General features: G+C 44.1%; 20 protein-coding genes. 11 read left to right on the top strand and 9 right to left on the bottom strand.

The features are described from left to right. Position 1: 1 nt before the first annotated feature. The 4 genes from pylB to V7O63_RS02945 are packed head-to-tail and all read left to right on the top strand — an operon-like array spanning position 2 to position 4,638. On the top strand, positions 2–1,093 hold the full coding sequence (gene pylB / locus V7O63_RS02960; RefSeq protein ID WP_340820015.1) for a methylornithine synthase PylB: 1,092 nt from the start codon (positions 2–4) through the stop codon (positions 1,091–1,093). Next, a complete protein-coding gene (gene pylC / locus V7O63_RS02955; RefSeq protein WP_340820013.1) occupies positions 1,090–2,190 on the top strand; it encodes a 3-methylornithine--L-lysine ligase PylC in 1,101 nt (366 codons plus the stop codon). Before pylB ends, pylC begins: the two co-directional genes overlap by 4 nt. Before the next feature lies 1 nt (position 2,191). Then, positions 2,192–2,977 (top strand): 3-methylornithyl-N6-L-lysine dehydrogenase PylD, encoded by a 786-nt coding sequence (pylD, locus tag V7O63_RS02950; protein ID WP_340820012.1) that lies wholly within the window; start codon positions 2,192–2,194, stop codon positions 2,975–2,977. Positions 2,978–3,012: 35 nt separating this feature from the next. After that, a complete protein-coding gene (locus V7O63_RS02945) occupies positions 3,013–4,638 on the top strand; it encodes a methylamine methyltransferase corrinoid protein reductive activase (protein WP_340820010.1) in 1,626 nt (541 codons plus the stop codon). A gap of 54 nt (positions 4,639–4,692) precedes the next feature. On the opposite strand, the gene V7O63_RS02940 is transcribed toward V7O63_RS02945, so the two are convergent. Continuing rightward, on the bottom strand, positions 4,693–6,255 hold the full coding sequence (locus tag V7O63_RS02940) for a DNA-directed DNA polymerase II small subunit (RefSeq protein ID WP_340820008.1): 1,563 nt from the start codon (positions 6,253–6,255) through the stop codon (positions 4,693–4,695). 143 nt (positions 6,256–6,398) lie between these two features. On the opposite strand from V7O63_RS02940, the gene V7O63_RS02935 reads away from it, so the two are divergent. After that, the gene (locus V7O63_RS02935) at positions 6,399–6,962 is read left to right on the top strand and encodes a signal peptidase I (RefSeq protein WP_340820006.1); all 564 of its coding nucleotides are present in this window, start codon (positions 6,399–6,401) and stop codon (positions 6,960–6,962) included. Positions 6,963–7,008: 46 nt separating this feature from the next. On the opposite strand, the gene V7O63_RS02930 is transcribed toward V7O63_RS02935, so the two are convergent. Then, a complete protein-coding gene (locus V7O63_RS02930; protein WP_340820004.1) occupies positions 7,009–8,244 on the bottom strand; it encodes an ORC1-type DNA replication protein in 1,236 nt (411 codons plus the stop codon). A gap of 829 nt (positions 8,245–9,073) precedes the next feature. Here V7O63_RS02930 and mfnA point away from each other — a divergent pair. The 3 genes from mfnA (at position 9,074) to V7O63_RS02915 (ending at position 13,046) form a co-directional block, all read left to right on the top strand. Next, a complete protein-coding gene (gene mfnA / locus V7O63_RS02925) occupies positions 9,074–10,219 on the top strand; it encodes a tyrosine decarboxylase MfnA (RefSeq protein ID WP_340820002.1) in 1,146 nt (381 codons plus the stop codon). 292 nt (positions 10,220–10,511) lie between these two features. Beyond that, the gene (locus V7O63_RS02920; protein WP_340820000.1) at positions 10,512–11,603 is read left to right on the top strand and encodes a CBS domain-containing protein; all 1,092 of its coding nucleotides are present in this window, start codon (positions 10,512–10,514) and stop codon (positions 11,601–11,603) included. Between the two features lie 36 nt (positions 11,604–11,639). After that, positions 11,640–13,046: a TraB/GumN family protein gene (locus V7O63_RS02915; RefSeq protein ID WP_340819998.1), complete on the top strand. Its 1,407-nt coding sequence runs from the start codon at positions 11,640–11,642 to the stop codon at positions 13,044–13,046. Positions 13,047–13,127: 81 nt separating this feature from the next. Here V7O63_RS02915 and V7O63_RS02910 read toward each other — a convergent pair whose 3' ends face one another. From V7O63_RS02910 to V7O63_RS02885, 6 genes are all read right to left on the bottom strand, one after another. Next, complete coding sequence (locus V7O63_RS02910) at positions 13,128–13,748, bottom strand: superoxide dismutase (protein WP_340819996.1); 621 nt, start codon at positions 13,746–13,748, stop codon at positions 13,128–13,130. A gap of 72 nt (positions 13,749–13,820) precedes the next feature. Further along, the gene (locus V7O63_RS02905) at positions 13,821–14,180 is read right to left on the bottom strand and encodes a nuclear transport factor 2 family protein (RefSeq protein WP_340819995.1); all 360 of its coding nucleotides are present in this window, start codon (positions 14,178–14,180) and stop codon (positions 13,821–13,823) included. A 34-nt stretch (positions 14,181–14,214) separates the two neighbouring features. Beyond that, on the bottom strand, positions 14,215–14,814 hold the full coding sequence (locus V7O63_RS02900) for a transglutaminase family protein (protein ID WP_340819993.1): 600 nt from the start codon (positions 14,812–14,814) through the stop codon (positions 14,215–14,217). Between the two features lie 22 nt (positions 14,815–14,836). Continuing rightward, positions 14,837–15,811, bottom strand: a complete 975-nt coding sequence (locus tag V7O63_RS02895) for a hypothetical protein (protein WP_340819991.1) — start codon at positions 15,809–15,811, stop codon at positions 14,837–14,839. Beyond that, on the bottom strand, positions 15,774–16,130 hold the full coding sequence (locus V7O63_RS02890; RefSeq protein ID WP_340819989.1) for a hypothetical protein: 357 nt from the start codon (positions 16,128–16,130) through the stop codon (positions 15,774–15,776). Before V7O63_RS02890 ends, V7O63_RS02895 begins: the two co-directional genes overlap by 38 nt. A gap of 41 nt (positions 16,131–16,171) precedes the next feature. Further along, on the bottom strand, positions 16,172–16,600 hold the full coding sequence (locus V7O63_RS02885) for a DUF4064 domain-containing protein (protein ID WP_340819987.1): 429 nt from the start codon (positions 16,598–16,600) through the stop codon (positions 16,172–16,174). Between the two features lie 212 nt (positions 16,601–16,812). Here V7O63_RS02885 and V7O63_RS02880 point away from each other — a divergent pair, with 212 nt between their 5' ends. Genes V7O63_RS02880 through V7O63_RS02870 form a run of 3 tightly spaced genes read left to right on the top strand, consistent with a single transcriptional unit; the run spans position 16,813 to position 19,463 of the window. After that, positions 16,813–18,453, top strand: coding sequence for a right-handed parallel beta-helix repeat-containing protein (locus V7O63_RS02880; protein WP_340819985.1), 1,641 nt, complete (start codon positions 16,813–16,815; stop codon positions 18,451–18,453). A gap of 33 nt (positions 18,454–18,486) precedes the next feature. After that, positions 18,487–18,906 carry a hypothetical protein gene (locus tag V7O63_RS02875; protein ID WP_340819983.1) on the top strand — a complete coding sequence of 140 codons (420 nt, stop codon included), beginning with the start codon at positions 18,487–18,489 and terminating at the stop codon, positions 18,904–18,906. A gap of 26 nt (positions 18,907–18,932) precedes the next feature. After that, entirely contained in the window at positions 18,933–19,463 is a 531-nt protein-coding gene (locus V7O63_RS02870) for a hypothetical protein (RefSeq protein ID WP_340819982.1), read from the top strand. Between the two features lie 80 nt (positions 19,464–19,543). Here V7O63_RS02870 and fhcD read toward each other — a convergent pair whose 3' ends face one another. Next, positions 19,544–20,437, bottom strand: a complete 894-nt coding sequence (gene fhcD, locus V7O63_RS02865; protein WP_340819980.1) for a formylmethanofuran--tetrahydromethanopterin N-formyltransferase — start codon at positions 20,435–20,437, stop codon at positions 19,544–19,546. Positions 20,438–20,485 lie beyond the last annotated feature (48 nt).

Raw genomic sequence — 20,485 nt, 5'->3', positions numbered from 1 at the left:
CATGATAAAGAACACAGATCGCTGGGACCTCGATACCGTTGCTCAGGACATAATAAGAGGACATAAGCTCACAGACGATGACCTGAGGGAACTCCTTTCCCTGACAGAGGAAGAGGACATAGAGAAACTGCACTATGTTGCAAGGAAAGTGAGGGACCACTTCTTCAGCAACCGGGTCTTCCTCTACAGTTTCGTTTACTTTTCCACACACTGCAGGAACAACTGCGCCTTCTGTTACTACAACAGGTGCAACGATATAGAGCGCTACCGTCTGGACATGGACGAGATACGCAGCATAGCAAGAGCGGTGAAGAATGAGAACATCCACATGGTAGACCTTACCATGGGAGAGGACCCCTATTTCCACAATGATCCTGAGAGATTCGTTGATGTTGTAAGGGCGGTGAAGGAAGAGACAGGACTCCCGATCATGATATCTCCAGGTGTCATGGATGACGAAACCCTTACCAGACTCCATGAGAACGGGGCGAATTTCCTTGCTCTCTATCAGGAAACACACGATAAGGACCTCTACCAGAAACTGAGGGTGGGACAATCCTTTAATGAAAGGAACCACGCCCGTGAATTCGCAAAGAACATAGGCTACTGTGTTGAGGACGGTATACTGACAGGTGTCGGAAACGATATCGCATCTACCATAAAGTCACTCAGGGGAATGGAAAAAGGACAGCCTGATATGGTACGTGTCATGACCTTCGTTCCACAGGAAGGAACCCCCCTTGAGAAAGTGGACCAGGAATCCAGTCTCTCAGAGCTGAAGATAATCTCAGTTCTCAGACTGATGTTCCCTGACAGGCTCATACCGGCATCCCTTGACCTTGAAGGTATCGATGGTATGGTACACCGCCTGAATGCCGGTGCAAATGTGGTAACTTCCATAATATCCTCAGATTCATCACTTGAAGGCGTCGTCAATTATGACAGGGAACTCGAGGAAAGGGACAGGGACTCCAGAAGTGTGATCAAACGCCTGAGGACCATGGGCATGGAACCTGCAAGCCAGGCCGAGTTCAACAGGATCATTGAGAAGCAGCCTGTAAAGCCCGTAAGGATACCGGTGGCAGCACTATGACATCGATATGCATTATCGGTGGCAAACTACAGGGTTTTGAGGTAACTTATCTTGCACACAAGGCAGGTATGGATGTCGTACTTGTGGACCGCAGGGAGAAGCCTCTGATACGTAATGTTGTTGACAGTTTCCACTGTTTCGACGTCGTCAGGGAACCTGAAAGACTGAGGGAACTCTCAGAGAATGTGGATGCCATCATCCCTGTGAACGAGAACCTTGAGACCATAGAGTTTCTCAGGGAAATAAAGGACGAGCTTGCATGTCCTGTGCTCTTTGATTTCGATGCCTATCATACCAGTATGGACAAGAAGCGTTCCAAGGACTACTTCAATTCCATAGACATCCCAACACCTGCAGATAAGCCAACCAGCCCGCCCTATTTCGTGAAACCACCATGTGAGAGCAGCAGTATCGGGACCTCTATAATATATGATGATACCGGGTTGGAAGGACTCGACCCTTCAATGCTCATCGAGGAATACGTAGAGGGCGATGTGATCTCCCTTGAGGTTATCGGGGATGGCAGTCACTTTGCGGTTTTAAAGGAAACGAAGATACACATCGATGACACCTACGACTGCCATATGGTAACACCCATCGATAACTATCCTGAGTTCAGGAAGATCAGTTATGAGCTTGCCAGGAACATGAACCTTTGCGGGATAATGGATGTAGAGGCGATAGACAGCCCGAAGGGACTGAAGGTTCTCGAGATCGATGCAAGGTTCCCGAGCCAGACACCCACAGCCGTGTATCACTCAACAGGGGTCAATCTTGTGGAGTTGTTAATGCAGGCATTCTCAGGAGAGGTTCAGGAAACGGACATCATCCCCGAGACGAATTATTGCATCTACGAACATCTGCTACTTGAAAATGATATGCTGAAACCTGTTGGAGAGCACGTGCTCTCGCAGGGAGATGAATACGTACAATTCCACGCTTCTGAAGGACTCGAGATATTCGAATCAAGAGGGGAGAACAGGAACAGTGTCTTTACCCTCATAAGCTACGGAACTGACAGAGAAGGGACTGAAAAGATAAGACAGAATGGAATGGAAATGATCACCGGTCATTTCAGTAATGAACAGGAGGAATAAAATGGCACTTTTAACACCGGAAGACCTTGAGAACCTTTCAATGCAGCTTGAGGAGAACGACGAGATAGCAAGGAGGGTCACAGGTCTTGACATAAGAGGGATATGCGAGGCACTTTATGGAACGGAACCTGGTTCTGAGAAAGTTGGCATCATCCCGATAACCGCTGGTAATGGCGTTATCAGCAATTTTACGTCATCCCTCCTGTACATAGTCGAATACTTCGGTTTTGAAGGGTTCATAACCGAGCACCCGGATGTCACAGGGTACTATGAAGCCGTTTCTCAGGGTGCTGATATCATAATGATGGCTGACGACCACATCTTCACAGCTCATAACCTGAGGAATGAGAAGATCGTGAGCAACCACATTGCTACAGGCGTGATATACGCAGATATAGCTTCAAGGTTCCAGGAAGCCACATCGAAGGATATACTTGTCATAGGACTTGGCCGGGTCGGTTATGCCGGAGCATGTCACCTGGTGAACAAGGGATTCAATGTCTATGCATGTGACCCTAACAAGGAATTCCTCCAGAAGGCCGTGGATGAGCTTGGCATCAGGCCATATTGCAGTGATGACAGGAAGAAGTTCTCAATGGTATTCGAGGCAACACCCAATGCCAATACCATATCCGAGGGTATGATCGAGGAGAGATGCCTTGTATCGACCCCGGGAATCCCCTGCGGACTGCCACCTGAGGTCGGGAAGAAGTATCATGTGGACCTTGTGATGGAGCCTCTTGTTATCGGAGTGGCTTCAATGCTGTATTCTGTGCTGCAGAATTGATATCAAAATAAAATTGGAAACGGAGTGCTGAAAGAATGTATGTGATCTCCCTGGACCTTGGAACGAGCGGTTTCAGGTCACAGTTAATAGACCTGGATAAGAACGAGACCGTTAAGACCGTTATCACAATGGGACATCCTCTTCCAGGTGGTAACGTAATGGACCATCTGGATTTTGCTATTGTTACCGGCGTGGATGTTGCCCACAGACTGCTGATCGAAACAGTGAAGGAGATACTGGAAAAATTCGATGTGCAGCCTGAGAAGGTACAGCGCATAGCAGTATGCGGGAATCCCATACAACTCTCACTTTTCCAGAACATGGAGATCAGGGACCTCGCGTATGCAGGCGAGAATAAACAGTTAGCTCTTGGTGTTAAGGATGTGAAGAGAGATGCAAGGATATTCCCTGCCAACGAACTCTTCGGGGATATCTACCCCATGGACAACTGCGAGATAGTCATTCCACCAGCGATCAAGCACGAGATAGGTGCCGATGCACTTGCCATGATGCTGGAAACGGATTTCATCCACCAGACAGAACCCTGTCTTGTAACTGATTACGGCACCAATGCCGAGATGGCACTGAAGATCGGTGAGAGGATAATAACAGCAAGCGCTGCAGCAGGTCCTGCCATAGAGGGACAGGGAATAGCATGCGGAATGCTTGCAGGTCCGGGGGCTATCAGTGATATCAACGTTGAGAAAGGCCACTGGAGACTCACTGTCCTTGACAGCACAATGAATCCCGGAAAGGGACCTCTTGTAGACCCCGTCAGCGGCGAGACGATCGAGGAAGGAGAAGTCATCCCAAAGGGGATCACAGGTACAGGGGTCATTTCCACAATGGCACTGGCGATCAAGGAAGGACTTATCGAGAAACTTCCGAATCTTCCCAATGGAAAACTGATACTTGGGGATAGTATAATTATCACGGATAAGGATGTGGAGGAGGTCGGCAAGGCCATCGGTGCCATCCGCGCCGCTCACATGACACTCATGGTGGAATCCGGCCTGAAGTATGAGGACCTCAGGTACTCATACATGTCAGGGGCCACAGGCACCTATGTGGATGCAAACAAGGCACGCCATATTGGTTCTGTTCCCGGTTTCTCCAAGGGAATAATCCAGTTCGGCAATACTTCCATAGGACTTGCAAGGAAGCTTGCCATTGATGTGTCAAAACTGGATGAGGTCATCGAGGTTGCAAAAAGGATACATGCAGACCACCTGATGATGGCCACCAGCGAGACTTTCAAGGATATCTATGTCTGCGAACTGTCCACCTGGCAACAGGGAATGCCTGCTGAGATGTACGCCCAGATGCTGGAAATGTACGGTATCCCTGTATTCCCGGAAGACCTCGAAGAGGTTGAGATCGAAAGGAGGGTCTCCAGGGATATCGATGATGTGGGATACCTTGGTCTTGATATTGTGAAGGATATCGGTATCAGGCTTGAGGCTCCGGTGGAAAAGTGTACGCTCTGTCACCAGTGCGAGAAGGAATGCCCTGAGGATGCACTGGAGATAATTGAAACTGAGGGAAAGAGGATTGTCAATATCGACAGTCAGCACTGCCTTGGTAGCAGCTGCAAACGTTGTGTGACGATCTGTCCGGTGCAGACGATGAACCATTCACTGCTGAAGATAAAAGAAGTATAATGATAAATCATTAAAGTTCCAGTGGAGATCAACGGGTAGTCTGGTGTCGCCCGGTCATTCATCGAACTTCAGAATAGTGGTCTTCAGGGTCTCAAGGTCCACCACAGGTACCTGTGCAGGCGTGGGGACCACATTCACCCTTTTCTGGAATTCCGTCTGGTCCTGCCAGGTACCGGAATTTATCAAAAGGACGTTCTTGTACCATTCAACACCTATGGTATGAACGTGACCACAGTGGAGTATGTCAGGTACATTCCCGATAACGAAATAATCATTCTTTTCAGGTGCAATGGAAACACGGCTTCCGTAGGTCGGTGAGAGATGCCTGAACTTCATCATCTCTACCATTGCCTTTGTGGGTTCACCGTATGATACACCGGGAACCGAAGCTACAAGGTCGTCAATGGAACGGCCGTGATAGAGCATCACTTTAACGCCATCAAGGTCCACAATAGAAGGATTACCTACGAAAGTCACATTATCAGGGAAATAGTCCCTTATGTTCTCAGGAAGTCGGGGCTGTGGCTCGGCCTGCCTTACTGCATCATGGTTCCCGGGAGAGATGATGATCTCTATGTGCTTCGGGATCATTGAGAAGTATTCACCGGCCTTTTTGTATTGATCATAGACATCCAGAATTGAGAGTTCCTCATCCTGTCCCGGATAGATGCCAACCCCGTCAACAAGGTCACCTGCCACCAGAAGATAACGGATCTCCTTTGAGATAGCTGCCAGGGCCTCATTATCAGTGTCGCCGTTAAGAAAATCGAGGAATTTCTCCCATGGCTCCTCAAGAAATGTGTTACTGCCTATGTGAATATCGGAGGTCAGAACCGCTTTTCCAAAAGTTCCGGTCTTTTTCGGATTCACTGCAGGAAGGTCAGGGAGAGTGACCTTCTGGACGATCATGAGATTGCCATCGTTTGTCAGGTTTCCTGTGAATCCCACAACCTCATCCAGTACGAAATGACTTGCCTGCTCGAAAAGGTCCTTGTCAGCCATGCGAATAAGTACCGAGAATGAACCGGTGGGATCCTCCACCTCAATTATCTTATGACCGTTACTGGTGCTCTTTATATCGGATATCATTCCGATTATCGATACCTCACCGGCTTCCCGGCTTCCCCTGAAATTAGTACCCTTCCCTTTTTTCAGGCTCTCGATCGGACGGGATGTTATCCTGCTACGGATGATATCACTCAGCCTGCTGTAGCGGTTCCTGAAGAACTGCACGAACTCCATGTATTCCCCTACACATGTGGAATTGTCAGTTATATCAGAGAGGACAGATACAGGACTCTCAACATTACAATAGTTACTCTTGAATCCTTCAGGCATTGAAGGCGCCTGATATGAAGAGTCGAATGAGCTTTCAGGATGACCTGGGGGAAGTTCCTCAGACAGATGGAAGGTCTCCTCGTTCACATGGACCGGAGAACTGAAACCCTCAAGGTCGATATGCTCTACATCGATAACAAGAACTGAGAGATCCACATTTTCAAGTACGTACGCCACAAGTTCCCTCGGGGAACAATGGGAGCATATGAGGTCCACTGCTTCAGGACTTATCTGATAGCCTTCCTCGATGAAGGCTGTTAGAACATCGATCTCATTCATATCAATAACAGGTTTAAATGGGAATTATGCTACAATAAAATAACTTACAAAATTATCTGATGCCGTTAACATTTTATTTTCTCAAATATATTGCTTAACTCATAAATACATTCTTTTATTCAGACATAACACAGGTATGAACAATGAGCTTAAAAGAGTCTTACCACGCTTTCAAAGAAAGCGATGATTTCTTCGTTTCGCTCGCGCGTGACATTTTGACCGTCCTGGGAGCCGTGCTGGTATTCGCAACCTTCTCCCAGATCGTCTTTGGGATGTGGACACCCATGGTAGCCGTGGAATCAGGAAGTATGGAACCGCACATGAACATCGGGGACATAATCTTCATCCAGAGCATTGACCGGACAGAGGTTGTTACTTATGAGGACGGCAGCGACAGTTCATTTTCAACGTTCGAGAACTATGGGAATGTGATACTGTACAAACCCTATGGCCAGGAAGGTGTCACACCCATCATCCATCGTGCAATGTATTACGTAGAGAAGGGCGACCCCATGTGGGAAGGCGGACCTGAGGCACCTCATGCCGGATATATTACAAAGGGCGATAACTCGGTGACTAACAGATACTATGACCAGCAGGGTCAGGTGAGCTATCTGATGCCGGTCAAGGAAGAATGGATCATTGGCATCGCACGTTATAAGGTACCATACCTCGGGTACCTCAGATTGATGATACCAAGCTTCTGATCCCAGTCTTCTGCTTTTTATTTTTCTTTTTTTCTTTGTCCCGGGTTCAAAGATGTAACTGGGTTGTCAGGACAGGCTTGAAGAACTCAAGTGGTTTGAGCCTGTAATCCTCGAACAACACCTTCTTGGTACTTTCTATAGGAACGCTCAGAGCGATCTCCTTGGTCCTGCCGTATCTTCCCTTACTCACCACGACGGCATTCACGATGCCGAGCATATCGAGTTCGGACATAAGGTCAGTGACCCTGCGCTGAGTAAGGATGTCCATGTCCACCTGCAGGCATAACTGGCGGTACACGTTGTATACCTCACCTGTTGTGACGTTCTTGTAACCATTATTGCGCAGGAGCATTACGCTGTAAAGAGCAAGTTTTGACTGGGTCGGAAGTGTGCGTACAACCTCAACAACACGGTCGACCTCGATCTTTTCCTGAGCGCCTTTAACATGCTGTTCTTCGACACGTGGAAGGTTCTCTCTCTCAGCGATCTCACCTGCAACTCTGAGGAGGTCAAGTGCGCGCCTTGCATCACCATGTTCCTGAGCAGCGAATGCAGCACAGAGTGGAATGACCATTTCATCAAGGGCTTCAGGCTTGTAGGCGATGTCAGCCCTTTCATGAAGGATATCACTTATCTGGTCAGCATCATAGGGCGGGAAGATTATCTCTTCTTCACCAAGTGAACTCTTTACCCTCGGATCCAGGAACTCCGTGAATTTCAGGTCATTGGAAACGCCGATCATACTGACCTTTGCATTCTTGAGGTCCGTGTTGATCCTTGAAAGATTGTAAAGTACGTCATCACCTTTTTTAATGAGCTTATCGATCTCATCGAGAATTATAATGACAACCTGTCTTTCATTATCGATCGTCTCCTTGAACTTGAAGAAGACCTGGTCGGTCGGCCAACCCGTCATCGGGACATCTTCACCGAACTGACGTGTCAGGTTTGCAAGAAGTCTGTACTGGGTGTCGATAACCTCACAGTTCAGGTAAACGACCTTACAGGAAAGACCAAGTGATTCTCCTTTTCTTTCAAGTTCGATACCGACGTGCCTTGTTACAGCGGTCTTACCTGTCCCGGTCTTTCCGTAGATAAGTATATTAGAAGGTGTATCTCCCCTGAGAGCTGAAACAAGAATTGACGCCAGACCATTTATCTGATCGTCACGGTGTACAAGAGAATCAGGAGTATATGAATGCCTTAAAACCTCTTTATTTTTAAAAATAGGTTCATTTTCCAGAAGTTCCTGGAATAACCCATCTAATGATTTACTTTCCATTTACTTACTTCACCCTTCCTGTAAATATGATCTTATAAGGTTATTGAAATCGTGATAGTCACAGAAGAAACACTGAAAGAAAACAAATCCAAAGTGTTTTTTACAACGATCTACCTGACAATTAACAATCAACAATTATCCTCATCCAACAACCATGATGGGATTATTGCACTCTCTCTATTCCAGATGATACAAAGGAAGTGGGGGTTATTAATGTTTGTGGTTTAGACCCCTTGACTTCAACTGGAAAAAGGGGCAAAAATAAAATGGTCAAGAAAAAAAAGATACAGTAAAGACATTCATACTATAAGCATTTGATTGACTTATAAGCAAAATCAAACAAATCTCTTTCCTTTGGAGTATAACCCCTTGATTTCGACTGGAATATTTATAAACCACAGCAACCCTATGATTTCGACTGGAAGCAAGAAAAAAGATATGACTATCTTTTTTTTAAATTTTGAAAAAAAGATGGCGGTGTATGTATCAACAATAAAGTATATAAACTTTTCTTAAATTTAAGCAAGTAAATTAACTTAAAATTTTAAAAAATAATTCTAAACTAAAAATTTAATTAAAAGTTAAGCTGAAAGCGATCAAAGATGCACCAAAAAACCAGATGTTGCGTTTTCTACATAAGTTCCAGTTGAAACAATGGGGTGACTCTCATACATAGAATTTCAACAAAAAAAATGTGACATAAAATCCAGATGTCCAGTCGAAACCAAGGGGTTCCTGATATGTTCATCCTTTTCTTAAAAGAATTAAGAACAGAACACAGGAATGAAACAAAATTGATTTAAGTATCCTGTCTTATTCATGTCTTGAAATGAATGAAAAAGGTCTGGAAAGAGAGGAAATAATCTCTGTTCTTAATAAATCAAAATCAGAGGATCTGAAGTACAACAGGGTTCTTAGTTCTATGTGTACTTATCCCCATGAGATAGCTATTCATGCACATATGCAGTTCATGGAATCCAATATGGGTGATTTTGGTCTTTTCAGAGGTACATATGACCTTGAAGTATCAGTCCTGAGATCTCTGGGAGAACTTCTTCATCATCCTGAAGTATCAGGTTACATGACAACCGGAGGAACAGAATCCAATATCCAGGCGATCCGGTCAATGAGGAACATATTCCAGAGGAAGGACAAATGTCATAAACCCAATCTTGTCGTTCCTGATTCAGCGCATTTCTCATTTGATAAAGTATCCGATATCCTTGATATCGAACTTCGAAAAGCTACTCTTGATAAGGACCTGAAAGTTTCGATCGATTCTGTCAGATCTCTCATCGATGATAACACTATAGGCATGGTTGCGATCGCAGGTTCAACGGAATTCGGCCAGGTGGACCAGATAGATATCCTTTCTGATATTGCGCTTGAGAACAACATCTTCCTTCATGTTGATGCTGCGTTCGGGGGCTATGTACTTCCTTTCCTTGAAGAGCAACATGATTTCGATTTCAAATTGCCCGGAGTAACATCGATAGCAATTGACCCTCATAAGATGGGCCTGAGCACTATCCCGGCAGGAGTTCTTCTTTTCCGTGATCCGGGGCAGCTTGAGAGTCTCAGGGCCGATACTCCTTATCTGACGGTCTCGACCCAGTATACTTTGACCGGAACCAGAAGCGGAGCTGCGGTGGCAGCCACATATGCGGTTATGAACTTCCTGGGAAAAGAAGGTTACAGAAAAATTGTCGCGGATTGTATGGAAGCTACATACTATCTATTAGACAGACTTGCTGAGATCGGCATCTATCCATTGATAGAACCGGTGATGAATGTGGTTGCACTGGATATCCCGAAAGCTGATCTTATAAGAAGTACACTGGCAAAGGACTTCAACTGGCAGGTCTCCATCACACAGAACCCACATGGCCTCAGACTTGTGATAATGCCCCATGTGACCATAGAAATGATAGATTCTTTTGTGCAGGATCTGAGAACGGTCCTTGAAACTATTTAAGCCATCCCTTTTTTCTTTTTTTGTGTATTTTCTTATATCCTTTTTATTTTTGTGACATAGCATTCCAGCCAAATAAAAAAAAACGAGGGGATAAGGCTTGATGACACCTGGCCTTGAAGCGTGTAAGGCGTGTGTTCATCTTGCCTGTTGTAATTCAGGATACGATCTCTGTACATATACTTCTGAGCCAAGCGGGGTGAAAGTATTCAATAAGACTGTTCTCAGGTTAACTTCTAAAAATAAGATAAGGATTTTAGATAAGAATAAATATTAATCCATCTAACATCCTGTTATGAGCAGCTCAATAAAGATCGGAAGCATAATGGGGATCCCTATAAAACTACATATCACTTTTCTGCTTATACTTCCCGTTTTTGCTCTTGTTTTTGCAACGAATCCGCAACCATTCGGTTTTGCGGATATTGGCTCAACAACGGAGAGCTATGCGCTTTCCCTCCTGACAACCATATTATTGTTCGGGTGCATCCTTCTTCATGAGCTGGGGCATTCATACATAGCCAAAAGCTATGGTGTTGAGATAAGGGACATAACCCTGTTGCTTTTTGGCGGCGTATCATCCATGGAGGAGATCCCAAGGGAACCTTCACAGGAATTCAAGATGGCCTTTGCAGGTCCGCTTGTCAGTTTTATCATTGGTTTCGCTCTTCTGGGTGCCAATATCGTTGCGGTGACAGTGATGCCGGCATACCAGGGTACTTCCATCTACCTGATGGTTGGCATCCTGGCCTCTATCAATATAATACTGGCACTCTTCAATCTTATACCTGCATTCCCCATGGACGGTGGAAGGCTCCTTCGTTCCTGGTACGCAAAGAGAATGAGCTATGTCAAGGCAACCCACTATGCAGCGACGGTGGGTAAGATGTTCGCATTCATCATGGGTATAATCGGTCTGCTTTCGAACGCATGGTTGATATTGATAGCCTTTTTCGTTTACATCGGTGCCTCTGAGGAGGACAAGTCAACGACTGTCACCGTAAGTCTTGAGAAGTTCAGGATATCGGATGTGATGACAAAGGATGTTATCTCTGTAGAACCTGAGATGACCTTAGAGGAGCTCTCACATTTCATGTTCGAGAACAAACATCTTGGCTATCCTGTTATGAAGGGCAATTCTTTAAAAGGGATCGTGACCTTTACAGACATACGAAATATTCTTCCGCATGAGCGATATGCTACCCTTGTTTCCGATGTAATGAAAAAGGATATCATTTCAGTGTCTTCAGATGCTAATGCGGCAGAGGCTTTCAAAACAATGACCATGAACAACATAGGACGTGTTCTGGTAGTGGATGGTGACAATGTTGCAGGTATTCTCTCCAGAACGGACCTCATGCGTTTGTTGATGCTGTCAAGCGAGTAGTTCTAGAGTTCAAGTATTCTGAAAAGAGGACCTACATTGAAACGTGATAATTTAAATGATTCACAGGAGAACGTTTCTGATTATGACTACACCAGTTCTGGTGCGGACATATATTCGGAAGACTCCGGGAATCCGTCTTTTTCAAGCTCAGGCCCAACTGAGATCCAGGTGGTCAAAGAGCTTATACCATCTGAAAAGCCAGTATCGGGAGAAAGTAACGAAGAGACGGACAGGCCAAGCGAGATAATACTCGTGGGTACGGCACACGTATCTGAGAAGAGTGTCAGGGAGGTAAATGAAGCGATCGAGAGGGAAAAGCCGGACATCGTTGCAGTTGAGCTCTGCCGTTCCAGGTATGAGGCTATCAAGGGTAATGTCAGGAATGCTGACATACCGGTAAAGGAGCTTCTAAAGGAAGGCAAGGTCTATTTCTATCTTGTTCACATGCTGCTGGCACATATCCAGAAGAAGTTCGCTGATGAGATGGGTGTCCAGCCCGGTGCTGAGATGATAAGTGCCATCGAGGCTGCCGAGGCCAATGGTGCACAGGTACTTCTCATCGACAGGGATGTGCAGATCACACTGCAGCGTTTCTGGAGCAAGATGGGTTTCATCGAGAAGCTGAAGATGCTTGGCGGTCTCATAGCTGCCGTCCTTGGTATAGGCGGTACCCAGGACATCGACATGGATAACATAACCAATCAGGATATGGTCTCCATGCTGGTTGAGGAGTTCAGGGACACGTCACCTAATGCCGTGAAGGTCCTTATCGATGAAAGGGACGCATACATGGCCAATAATCTTGTGAGGGCTGCCGTTGGTGGTAACAAAAAGATAGTCGCTGTTGTAGGCGCAGGCCACAGGGCCGGGATCCAGAATTACCTTGAGAACCCGAAGACCATTCCCCGTGCAAACTATGCAGTGGAGGCACCAAAGAAGCGATTCAACATCATGAAGCTCTTCGGAGCGCTGGTGGTCGCGATTGCCCTTGGAACTTTCGCATTGCTAATTCTGTCAGGAGTTCCACTTGAGACCCTTGCTATCGCCTTTGGCTGGTGGTTCATAATAAACGGAGTGCTCAGTGCTGCCGGAGCCATAATGGCAAGAGGCCATCCATATTCCGTGCTTACCGCATTTTCAGTGGCATGGCTCACATCCCTTAACCCTATGATGGCAGCCGGCTGGTTCGCAGGCCTGACCGAGGCCAAATATCGCAGTCCTACCACAGATGACTTCAAGGAACTGGTGGAGATCGAGACCACTTCGGACATGATGCAGAACAACCTTTTCCGCGTGGTAATGGTGGCTGCACTGGCAAACCTTGGAAGTATGATCGGTACGTTCCTGGGAGTGTACGTAATGCTTGAGGTAACAGGTATCGACCCGCAGGAACTGATAAGTAACGGTATCAGTGCCGGGCTTGCAGTTCTTGGATTGGGATAAATTAAAATACAGATCAGGGAACAGAGTTCCCATTCAACTATTTTTTGGATTATTCTTAACTCTTCTTCGGGTATCCCTGTCTTATCCCATTAGATCCCGGACCTTTTTGAACCAGCCGTTAAGCTCTTCCCAGTCGACTATATTCCAGAAGGCATCAATGAACTTAGCCCTCTCATTCTTATAGTCCAGATAGTAGGCGTGTTCCCACACATCGATTGCCATAATTATAGGGAAATCCGGGATAAGGTTCACATTGTGCTTTTCTATCTGCATGATACCGAGCCTTTTTGTGTCGTTGCAGAAAGTAAGTGCCGCCCAGCCGGAACCCTCAACGGTCGATGCCACCTGGCTGAATTCCTTCCTGAACCTTTCAAAGCTCTTAAAATCCTCTTTGATAGCGTCAGCCAGTTCTCCCACAGGTTCTTCACCTGCCTTTTCCGGAGTTGTCATTTCCCACCAGAAATAATTGTGAAGCACGTGTCCTCCCAGATTAAAGGACAGGGCCTTTGCGGTTGTCTTGTAGTCGAAGTCGGTTCCCTCTTCTCTTGCCTTGTCCATCATCTGCAGGAGAGAGTTCACATTGTTCACATAACCCTGATGGTGTTTCTCATAGTGTATCTGCAGCTGTTCTTTTGAGATGTAAGGCTCCAGGTCTGAAAAGCCATATTTTAAAGCCGGTAGTTTGTACAGTTCTTTAGCCATATTTCCACTCCCTGATATGCTAATATAGAATGTTTTAAAGGGCGGAAATATAAGCCTATGGAAACATTCTTTCTAAACATCAGGAACCTGAAGACCGTGTTGTCTCAAAAATGAGAGCTTATCCCAGTAACCTCTCTGGAAGATTATCTTATCCTTCACAATATGGAAAAATCCACAACCACGCAATCCCAGGGGGTCTTTCCACTCCAGAATCGCCCACTCACCATCCTCAAAGATATTCTCAACTATGCAGACCATCTCAGCTCTGGCAAACTCTTCCTCGAACATCTTCCTGATAGCTTCTTTACCTTCCACCGGTTCCTCAGGAACCTGATAGTTGACAGCGTCCTCACTGTACATATCAGCAAGTCCGTCTGAGTCTGCATTGTTAAAGGATTCAACCCATTTTTCTATAAGTTCTTTTGGACGCATGCAATCTCCCTCCCTTGTTTCGCTTCCAATCCTCTCACTTTTCAGTTATCAAGGGAACATCCGGCAGGTTCGCGTAAACCTCATCGTAGCTCCTGTACTTTCTCAGAACTTCCACAACAACCGGAAGTGAGTCCGCCCATATCTCAGGAAGGTCTGCCTCTCCTTCGATCCTTATCTCATATGCAAGCTGCTCATGAGGTGGGTTGAACTGAGCATTAACACCTTCCTTATTCCCTCTGGCATCCATCCGGTACCATCCAATCCCTTCCAGATGAACAGCATTCAGGGCGTGCAAACAGAATGGTCCGCCTTCTGCATTGTCATCCCTGCTCAGACGCTGGTAGCAGATACCTGCCGGAATTGAGCTAGCTCTGAGAAGTGCTGCAAGGAGATGACTTTTAGCATAGCAATAGCCTGTTACATGTTCCAATACCTCGGATGCTTTCAGGGTGACAGGGTTCATCCGGTGGTCATGGCTGTGTTTGATCTCATCCCTGACGAACTCGAAGCAGAGTCTGGCTATCTCTGTCTGGTTCTGGTTGTTCCCTGCGAGTTCCTTTGCTTTTTTCATGACGGCAGGATGGTCGAAGTCGATGATTGGTGTCGGTCTGAGGTAATCGTGTAGTGCTGTCATGATTTTCAACTATTGTAGAGATTTATGACACCATCATACCAAAGCTTATGTATGCTTTTCCGGTATCAGAGTCATTAGTTATGTATATATCAGCTGCAGAATAGTCATATGTATCAGGTGTGAAATTATACGTGCCGCTGACATTATTATCTAAGGTTACTTTGAATATGTAATTTTCATCAGTGTTTTCCATCTCTGGAGGGTGTACATATTCATGAGGCTCCAATGTGTATATATTCGTGTATAGTAGGGTTCCTGCTGAATCAAATAATTCAACCGAGATCGTATGTGGATATTCGTCACCATTGGAGACCAAAAATTCCAGGGGGAATTCTTTTCCGGAAGGGTATGAACTGATCGTATATTTAATATCTGATTCTTTGTAAGCAATGTATACTGTTCTTTTAGTATTGTTGTCCATTACCCATCCAATTTGCTCTATCACATATCGTTCATTGTTTGAATCGATGGTTCCCAGAACAGTTTGATCGTCCATAGTAAAAAGGACTTTACTTGTTTCTGGTTTGTCCCTGACCATTCCATTGTATTGATAGATAGCTTCCATTTCCCTTTCAAGGGTGGTTCCATTTTCATCATCAAATAATCCTTTGACCCCTTCATTTACCCAGATACCGGGTTCCATTTCTAAAACGAAACCGGTTCCTGCAAGATTGAGTTCCATTGTTCCTGTATCTGCAGTTTGTTTGAACTCTACAGCATCTATTGTGATCAGTTCATATTTTGTTATTATTGATGGAATGTCAATGCTACTTTCTTCGTAAGATGCCGGATCAATGTTTTGAATATATCCTTCAGGATGCTCGTACTTAGTGTTTCCAGAGTACGAAGTTACTGTGAACACCAAAGCTACGCATGCAATAACTAATATTACGACCAATAGCAACAATTTATTCTTACTGATTTTCATGCTCACTCTAAAACCCCTTAACTCCATCATTTCAGTCTGCCCACTCAACGTGAATATTATAGTAGCCATCTCCAACTTTCAGGAAATAGGTTTCATTGTTCTGAAGAAGCTCACCAAATTCATCAATGTTTTTCATAACTTCTACATCCTTATAAGGGACTTTGATCTCTGTTCCAGGAGAGGACACCGCTTTCTGTATATATGGATAGTTTTCCAGTTCAGATCGGCTAAGTTCCATAAAATTGTCCGGTTCCTCTGAGATTTGTTCTGCATATACATAGAGACCTGGTCCTGAAAGATATATCACTGAAAAGAAGATGGCCAGTAGGAACACAGCTAAAAATACAAATATTCCTGCAATGGTCTTTAGATTGGTATTTTGTTTCATCTTTTTTCCTTCATAAAAAGTTAAGATATTTTTAGCATAGTTTACTCACTAGCTCGTATTGCCATGATCCCACCGGTTGTAAGCAGTATTCCAGGGAGGATCCACGTCCAGAAAAATAAGAGAAATCCAAGTATGCCGGCTGTCAGCATTAATTTTCCACCCTTTTTCCTATCAGTTTTAGCAAGAATTCCACCGGCAATTCCCATTAAACCCAATATTAGTGTTATTGTGCCAATACCCAGCATTATCACGAAAGGGTCAGAATATCCGAAAACACTGGAAGTGGCATACATCGTGTGCGCTCCTCCTGGCCAGATATTAACCAGCGTTGCATAAAAAATGAAGGCGGCTATGAGGCTGCCAAAAAAACCACCAGCAATCCCAAATATTGTTTCAGCTCTTGTTTTCATGTAGCTTTTCCTGTTATCCTGTTCTGCATACAATTGGCTATCTATCAGTATTTTACCCAATAGTTAAAATTATTTAATAATTACAAACAATTTATTTATTAATTGTGGTCACAACTTCCAGCTCAGATTGTAGGACAGGAGCTTTTTTGCAACTGGAATTAACAATTTAGTTTAAATTGATGCAGGAACCACAAAAGATTTATAGAGAACTAATAAAAATCAATATGAAGTAAAGAACTTTTGCCACTATCTGAACTTAAAGGACAAAAATCGTGGGTCTGAAAATAATCACAGTCATATTTTTATTGCTTCTCACTATTAGTTGTGCCTCTGCAACTACAATAACATTCAGCAACAATGATAGCATAAACGCTTCTTTTACCTCTATTCAGGATGCCATAGATCAGGCTCAAAAGAATGATTCTATAGTCATCTACAGTGGAACTTATTCTGAAACTCTCGTTGTAGACAAACCTTTAAGCATAAGCTCCTTTTCTCCTGACCCTAAAGATGTTGTTATTACTTCTAATAACTCGTCTGCTCCGATCATTCACATTACAGCAGATAATGTTAAGGTAAGTGGTCTGACGATTGAAGGAGATAGTGACAATCCTGTTGTTGCAGGTATAGCCATCGGGAATGTAAAGAACTCTCTTGTAAGTAACAACATAATCTCTAAGACTCAGAATGGTCTTTATATCGAGTCCTCTTCAGGAAATGAGATTCAGAATAATACTATGCTCTCAAATACTGAGCATGGGATATATCTTCTTGACTCTGGGCTGAACACCCTGGAAAATAATATTATTCAAAGTAATAAGCGTGGTCTTTACTTAGACATCTCTGATGAAAATATTATTACTGGCAATGAGATTAACAACAACCAGTTTTATGGACTTGCACTTAGAAAATCAAATACTAATGAGATTACAAACAATCAACTGTTCCTCAATAGCATTGGTTTAAGCCTTACTTCATCTGACAAGAATTCAATTACTGGTAATAACGTCAGCAATAATAAGGATCAGGGATCTCTCTTGTGGGATTCAGGTTCGAATACCTTAAAGAGCAATGTTCTTGCAGAAAACAGGGATTCTGGCATCACCCTGATATCATCTACTTCTGCAAATAACGTTTTAGATGGAAATACTCTGTCAAATAATTTTCATGGGATATCAATTGAGAATTCTGACAATAATATTATCAAAAACAATGCATTCAATTCAAATGAAGAATATGGCATTTATCATTTATTTCCAGGAGACAAAAATACCATTGAGGACAATTCATTCTCAGATAACCGTTCTGAAAACATAGAATTCACAATTTTCCAGCAAATTTTCATCTTCTTTGTTATTCTCATCGTAGCAACTGTAATTGCCTTTTACTTCAATCTCTCCTGGTTGAAGAAGGGCATTGCAGGACTGGTTGTACTTCTTGTAATAACATTTATTCTAATTATTGCATGGTACTACCCATTTAGCCACGGTCTTCCAGACAACAACGTTTACGTTGAGAATCTCGAAGAAAGCATTGTTCCACTGAACGAAACATATTCAAGAGTAACGATTTCAATGAACCTGAACTATCAAAACAAGGATGCTTACCTTTATAACAACAATACAGGAGATATGATCGATAACCTTCCGGTCTTTGTTCAGGTAAGTGCTTCCACACCTGCTGATGGTTCATACTCAGATGAAGATACGGAATTGATATTTGAGGAACAAGTGGTCTTAGAGTACTTAGGTTCCAATCACTATGAATGTACAATTGATATGGAATCTGGAAAGACGTATGCATATGATGTCGAAGTTAAATTGAGGAGAGAGCTTCCATATCCACATCCTACCTCTGGGGAAATAAAGTGGGAGTTGCTTGGAGGTCTTTCTGATAATATTGATTTGAGATAATAAGAGAAAGTCACTGAAACAGGTGAAAATAATATGGAGAAAAGGACATATCTCAGTATATTTTTAGCTATCTGTGTATTAATGTCAGCTCTCTTCTTTGCTTTGCTCTCATTTTCTGATAAAACTAATACTACAAAAGATGAAAACGGTACTCTGCGTTTTCTCATACGCAACTACGATACTGTAAACCACACAGTAACGGTAGAAATACTCGACCTGAACAATAGCTCCAGATTTAACAAATCATACGATATAGCTCCGGATGAAAGACTGAAACCAATCTCAGTCAGTCTGAAAAAAGACACTTATTTGTATGAAATAACTTTAGACAACAATATAACGAAAACAGAGGTCACAGGAAAGAATCCCAATGATCTAAGCTGGGAGTTTTTGATAATCAGGTTGAATCCATATCCTGAGGAACCTCTGGAACTAGGCATTGCCATTGAGTAATTAGATACATCACTTGAGAAACATACATGGCCAACAAATCCAATATTCTTCTAGCCTTCCTAATCGTTGCAGGACTTCTGGGAGCAACTGCCTGCCTGGTTCAGGTAAACTACTTTGACAACCAACAGGGGATTGCCCATATAGATTACGTGATCAATGTTTCTGATGATAGAGAACTGGTTGGTTCATCCAGTGATATATTCATTGGTAAGGTGATAGAACAGGATGGTACGTCAACCGAACCATATCTGCAAACTCGTTTCAGTGTAGAGGTTATAGAAACGATAAAAGGCAATGCTACCGGGAATGTCATCGTAAAACAGTTCGGCGGCTATGAGTATGTTTTCGTCTGGAAGTATCTGACACTTGCGGAGGATGATGAATTGCTCCAGCCGGGAGAGACCTATCTTTTTGTTACCAGAGGGGATGATGAAAGTGGATACACTTTTGCTCCTACATATGGTAATCTTTTGATCGAAGATCAGGAAGACCATCAGCAGAAGAAATTGAGATTCCAGAAAGCGTTTGCAGAAGAGATTCCGTCCAGATTCTCATAACTGTACGAACAGAAGTAATCCGAAAAGATACGTGGATAAAAGTAATTCAAAAACAAAAAAAGATGAAAAAAGAAAGACCCTTAAATGAGGTCTTTCAGGTGGAACTGGTACTTACCGAGTTTGCCGCCGTAGTTTCCTGCGGTGATCTTTGAGACACCAGGAACTGCGATAGCTGCTTCGATACCTGCTTTCATTGCTTTCTGGATTGCATCCTCGTCGACACCGTTAATGACAAGCTCGTAAACTGCCTTTACACCTTCTGGGATCTCGGTACCTTCTACCTTGTCCCTGATGGATGGGCAGAACTTCTCGTTCGCGGTTGCCTTCATGAACTTGTAGTTGTTAAAACCAGCCTTGGAACCACTTGCAACTATTCCGCCTGGGAATGGGGTGATGGTACCTTCAAGGTCCTTGATAGCGTCTACTGCAACCTCTGCTGCTGTAAGTGCTGTCATCTGGCTGTCACCGAAGATAAAGAAGTTACCGCCAGCGATACCTGCTACAGCGCCGATGTTCTCTTCTACGAGGAAGTCGCCTTCCATGATAGGGATGCTGTACATCTTGCGACCGCCGACCTCGGTCTCGGATTCCATTCCGTCACCGAAGAACTTGAGTTTGAAACCTACGTTGAACTGCTTCTCAGCTTCAGGCATACCGTTGAAGACAGCTGTTGTTGGTGCTGTAAGTACACACTGGCCAAGGCGCTCAAGTAACTGGTGTTCAAGTGACTCGTATCCGAAAGTACAGAACTGGACATATACACCAGGTCTTCCGTCAGGGGTCTCATCAGGACCTACGAACTTCTCAATACCTGCCTCTGCAGGGCACATAATAACAGATGTACCGAATCCTGTTGCTTCAAGTGCAGCTATCTCTGCCCAGCGTTTTGTTGCTGCGGTGATAAGTACTCTTGAGATCTTGATCGGGAACGCTTCTGCGAAAGTATCTTCGATTTCTACTCCATTGATTTCCATAATAGTACCTCTAAAGTTGAAATTAAATTATAGTAGTGAACATCGGGA

Source organism: Methanolobus sp. WCC4 (genome assembly GCF_038022665.1).
GTDB lineage: Archaea > Halobacteriota > Methanosarcinia > Methanosarcinales > Methanosarcinaceae > Methanolobus.
This window is presented reverse-complemented; position numbering and strand designations above follow the sequence as displayed.

Bases quoted from the DNA above. Each gene is read 5' to 3' on its own strand.
- V7O63_RS02945 (WP_340820010.1), top strand. From the start codon at position 3,013: ATGTATGTGATCTCCCTGGACCTTGGAACGAGCGGTTTCAGGTCACAG.
- V7O63_RS02895 (WP_340819991.1), bottom strand. From the start codon at position 15,811: ATGGCTACTATAATATTCACGTTGAGTGGGCAGACTGAAATGATGGAG.
- mfnA (WP_340820002.1), top strand. From the start codon at position 9,074: ATGAATGAAAAAGGTCTGGAAAGAGAGGAAATAATCTCTGTTCTTAAT.
- fhcD (WP_340819980.1), bottom strand. From the start codon at position 20,437: ATGGAAATCAATGGAGTAGAAATCGAAGATACTTTCGCAGAAGCGTTC.
- V7O63_RS02920 (WP_340820000.1), top strand. From the start codon at position 10,512: ATGAGCAGCTCAATAAAGATCGGAAGCATAATGGGGATCCCTATAAAA.
- V7O63_RS02935 (WP_340820006.1), top strand. From the start codon at position 6,399: ATGAGCTTAAAAGAGTCTTACCACGCTTTCAAAGAAAGCGATGATTTC.
- V7O63_RS02905 (WP_340819995.1), bottom strand. From the start codon at position 14,180: ATGCGTCCAAAAGAACTTATAGAAAAATGGGTTGAATCCTTTAACAAT.
- V7O63_RS02930 (WP_340820004.1), bottom strand. From the start codon at position 8,244: ATGGAAAGTAAATCATTAGATGGGTTATTCCAGGAACTTCTGGAAAAT.
- V7O63_RS02870 (WP_340819982.1), top strand. From the start codon at position 18,933: ATGGCCAACAAATCCAATATTCTTCTAGCCTTCCTAATCGTTGCAGGA.
- V7O63_RS02910 (WP_340819996.1), bottom strand. From the start codon at position 13,748: ATGGCTAAAGAACTGTACAAACTACCGGCTTTAAAATATGGCTTTTCA.
- pylC (WP_340820013.1), top strand. From the start codon at position 1,090: ATGACATCGATATGCATTATCGGTGGCAAACTACAGGGTTTTGAGGTA.
- V7O63_RS02875 (WP_340819983.1), top strand. From the start codon at position 18,487: ATGGAGAAAAGGACATATCTCAGTATATTTTTAGCTATCTGTGTATTA.
- V7O63_RS02890 (WP_340819989.1), bottom strand. From the start codon at position 16,130: ATGAAACAAAATACCAATCTAAAGACCATTGCAGGAATATTTGTATTT.
- pylB (WP_340820015.1), top strand. From the start codon at position 2: ATGATAAAGAACACAGATCGCTGGGACCTCGATACCGTTGCTCAGGAC.
- pylD (WP_340820012.1), top strand. From the start codon at position 2,192: ATGGCACTTTTAACACCGGAAGACCTTGAGAACCTTTCAATGCAGCTT.
- V7O63_RS02900 (WP_340819993.1), bottom strand. From the start codon at position 14,814: ATGACAGCACTACACGATTACCTCAGACCGACACCAATCATCGACTTC.
- V7O63_RS02940 (WP_340820008.1), bottom strand. From the start codon at position 6,255: ATGAATGAGATCGATGTTCTAACAGCCTTCATCGAGGAAGGCTATCAG.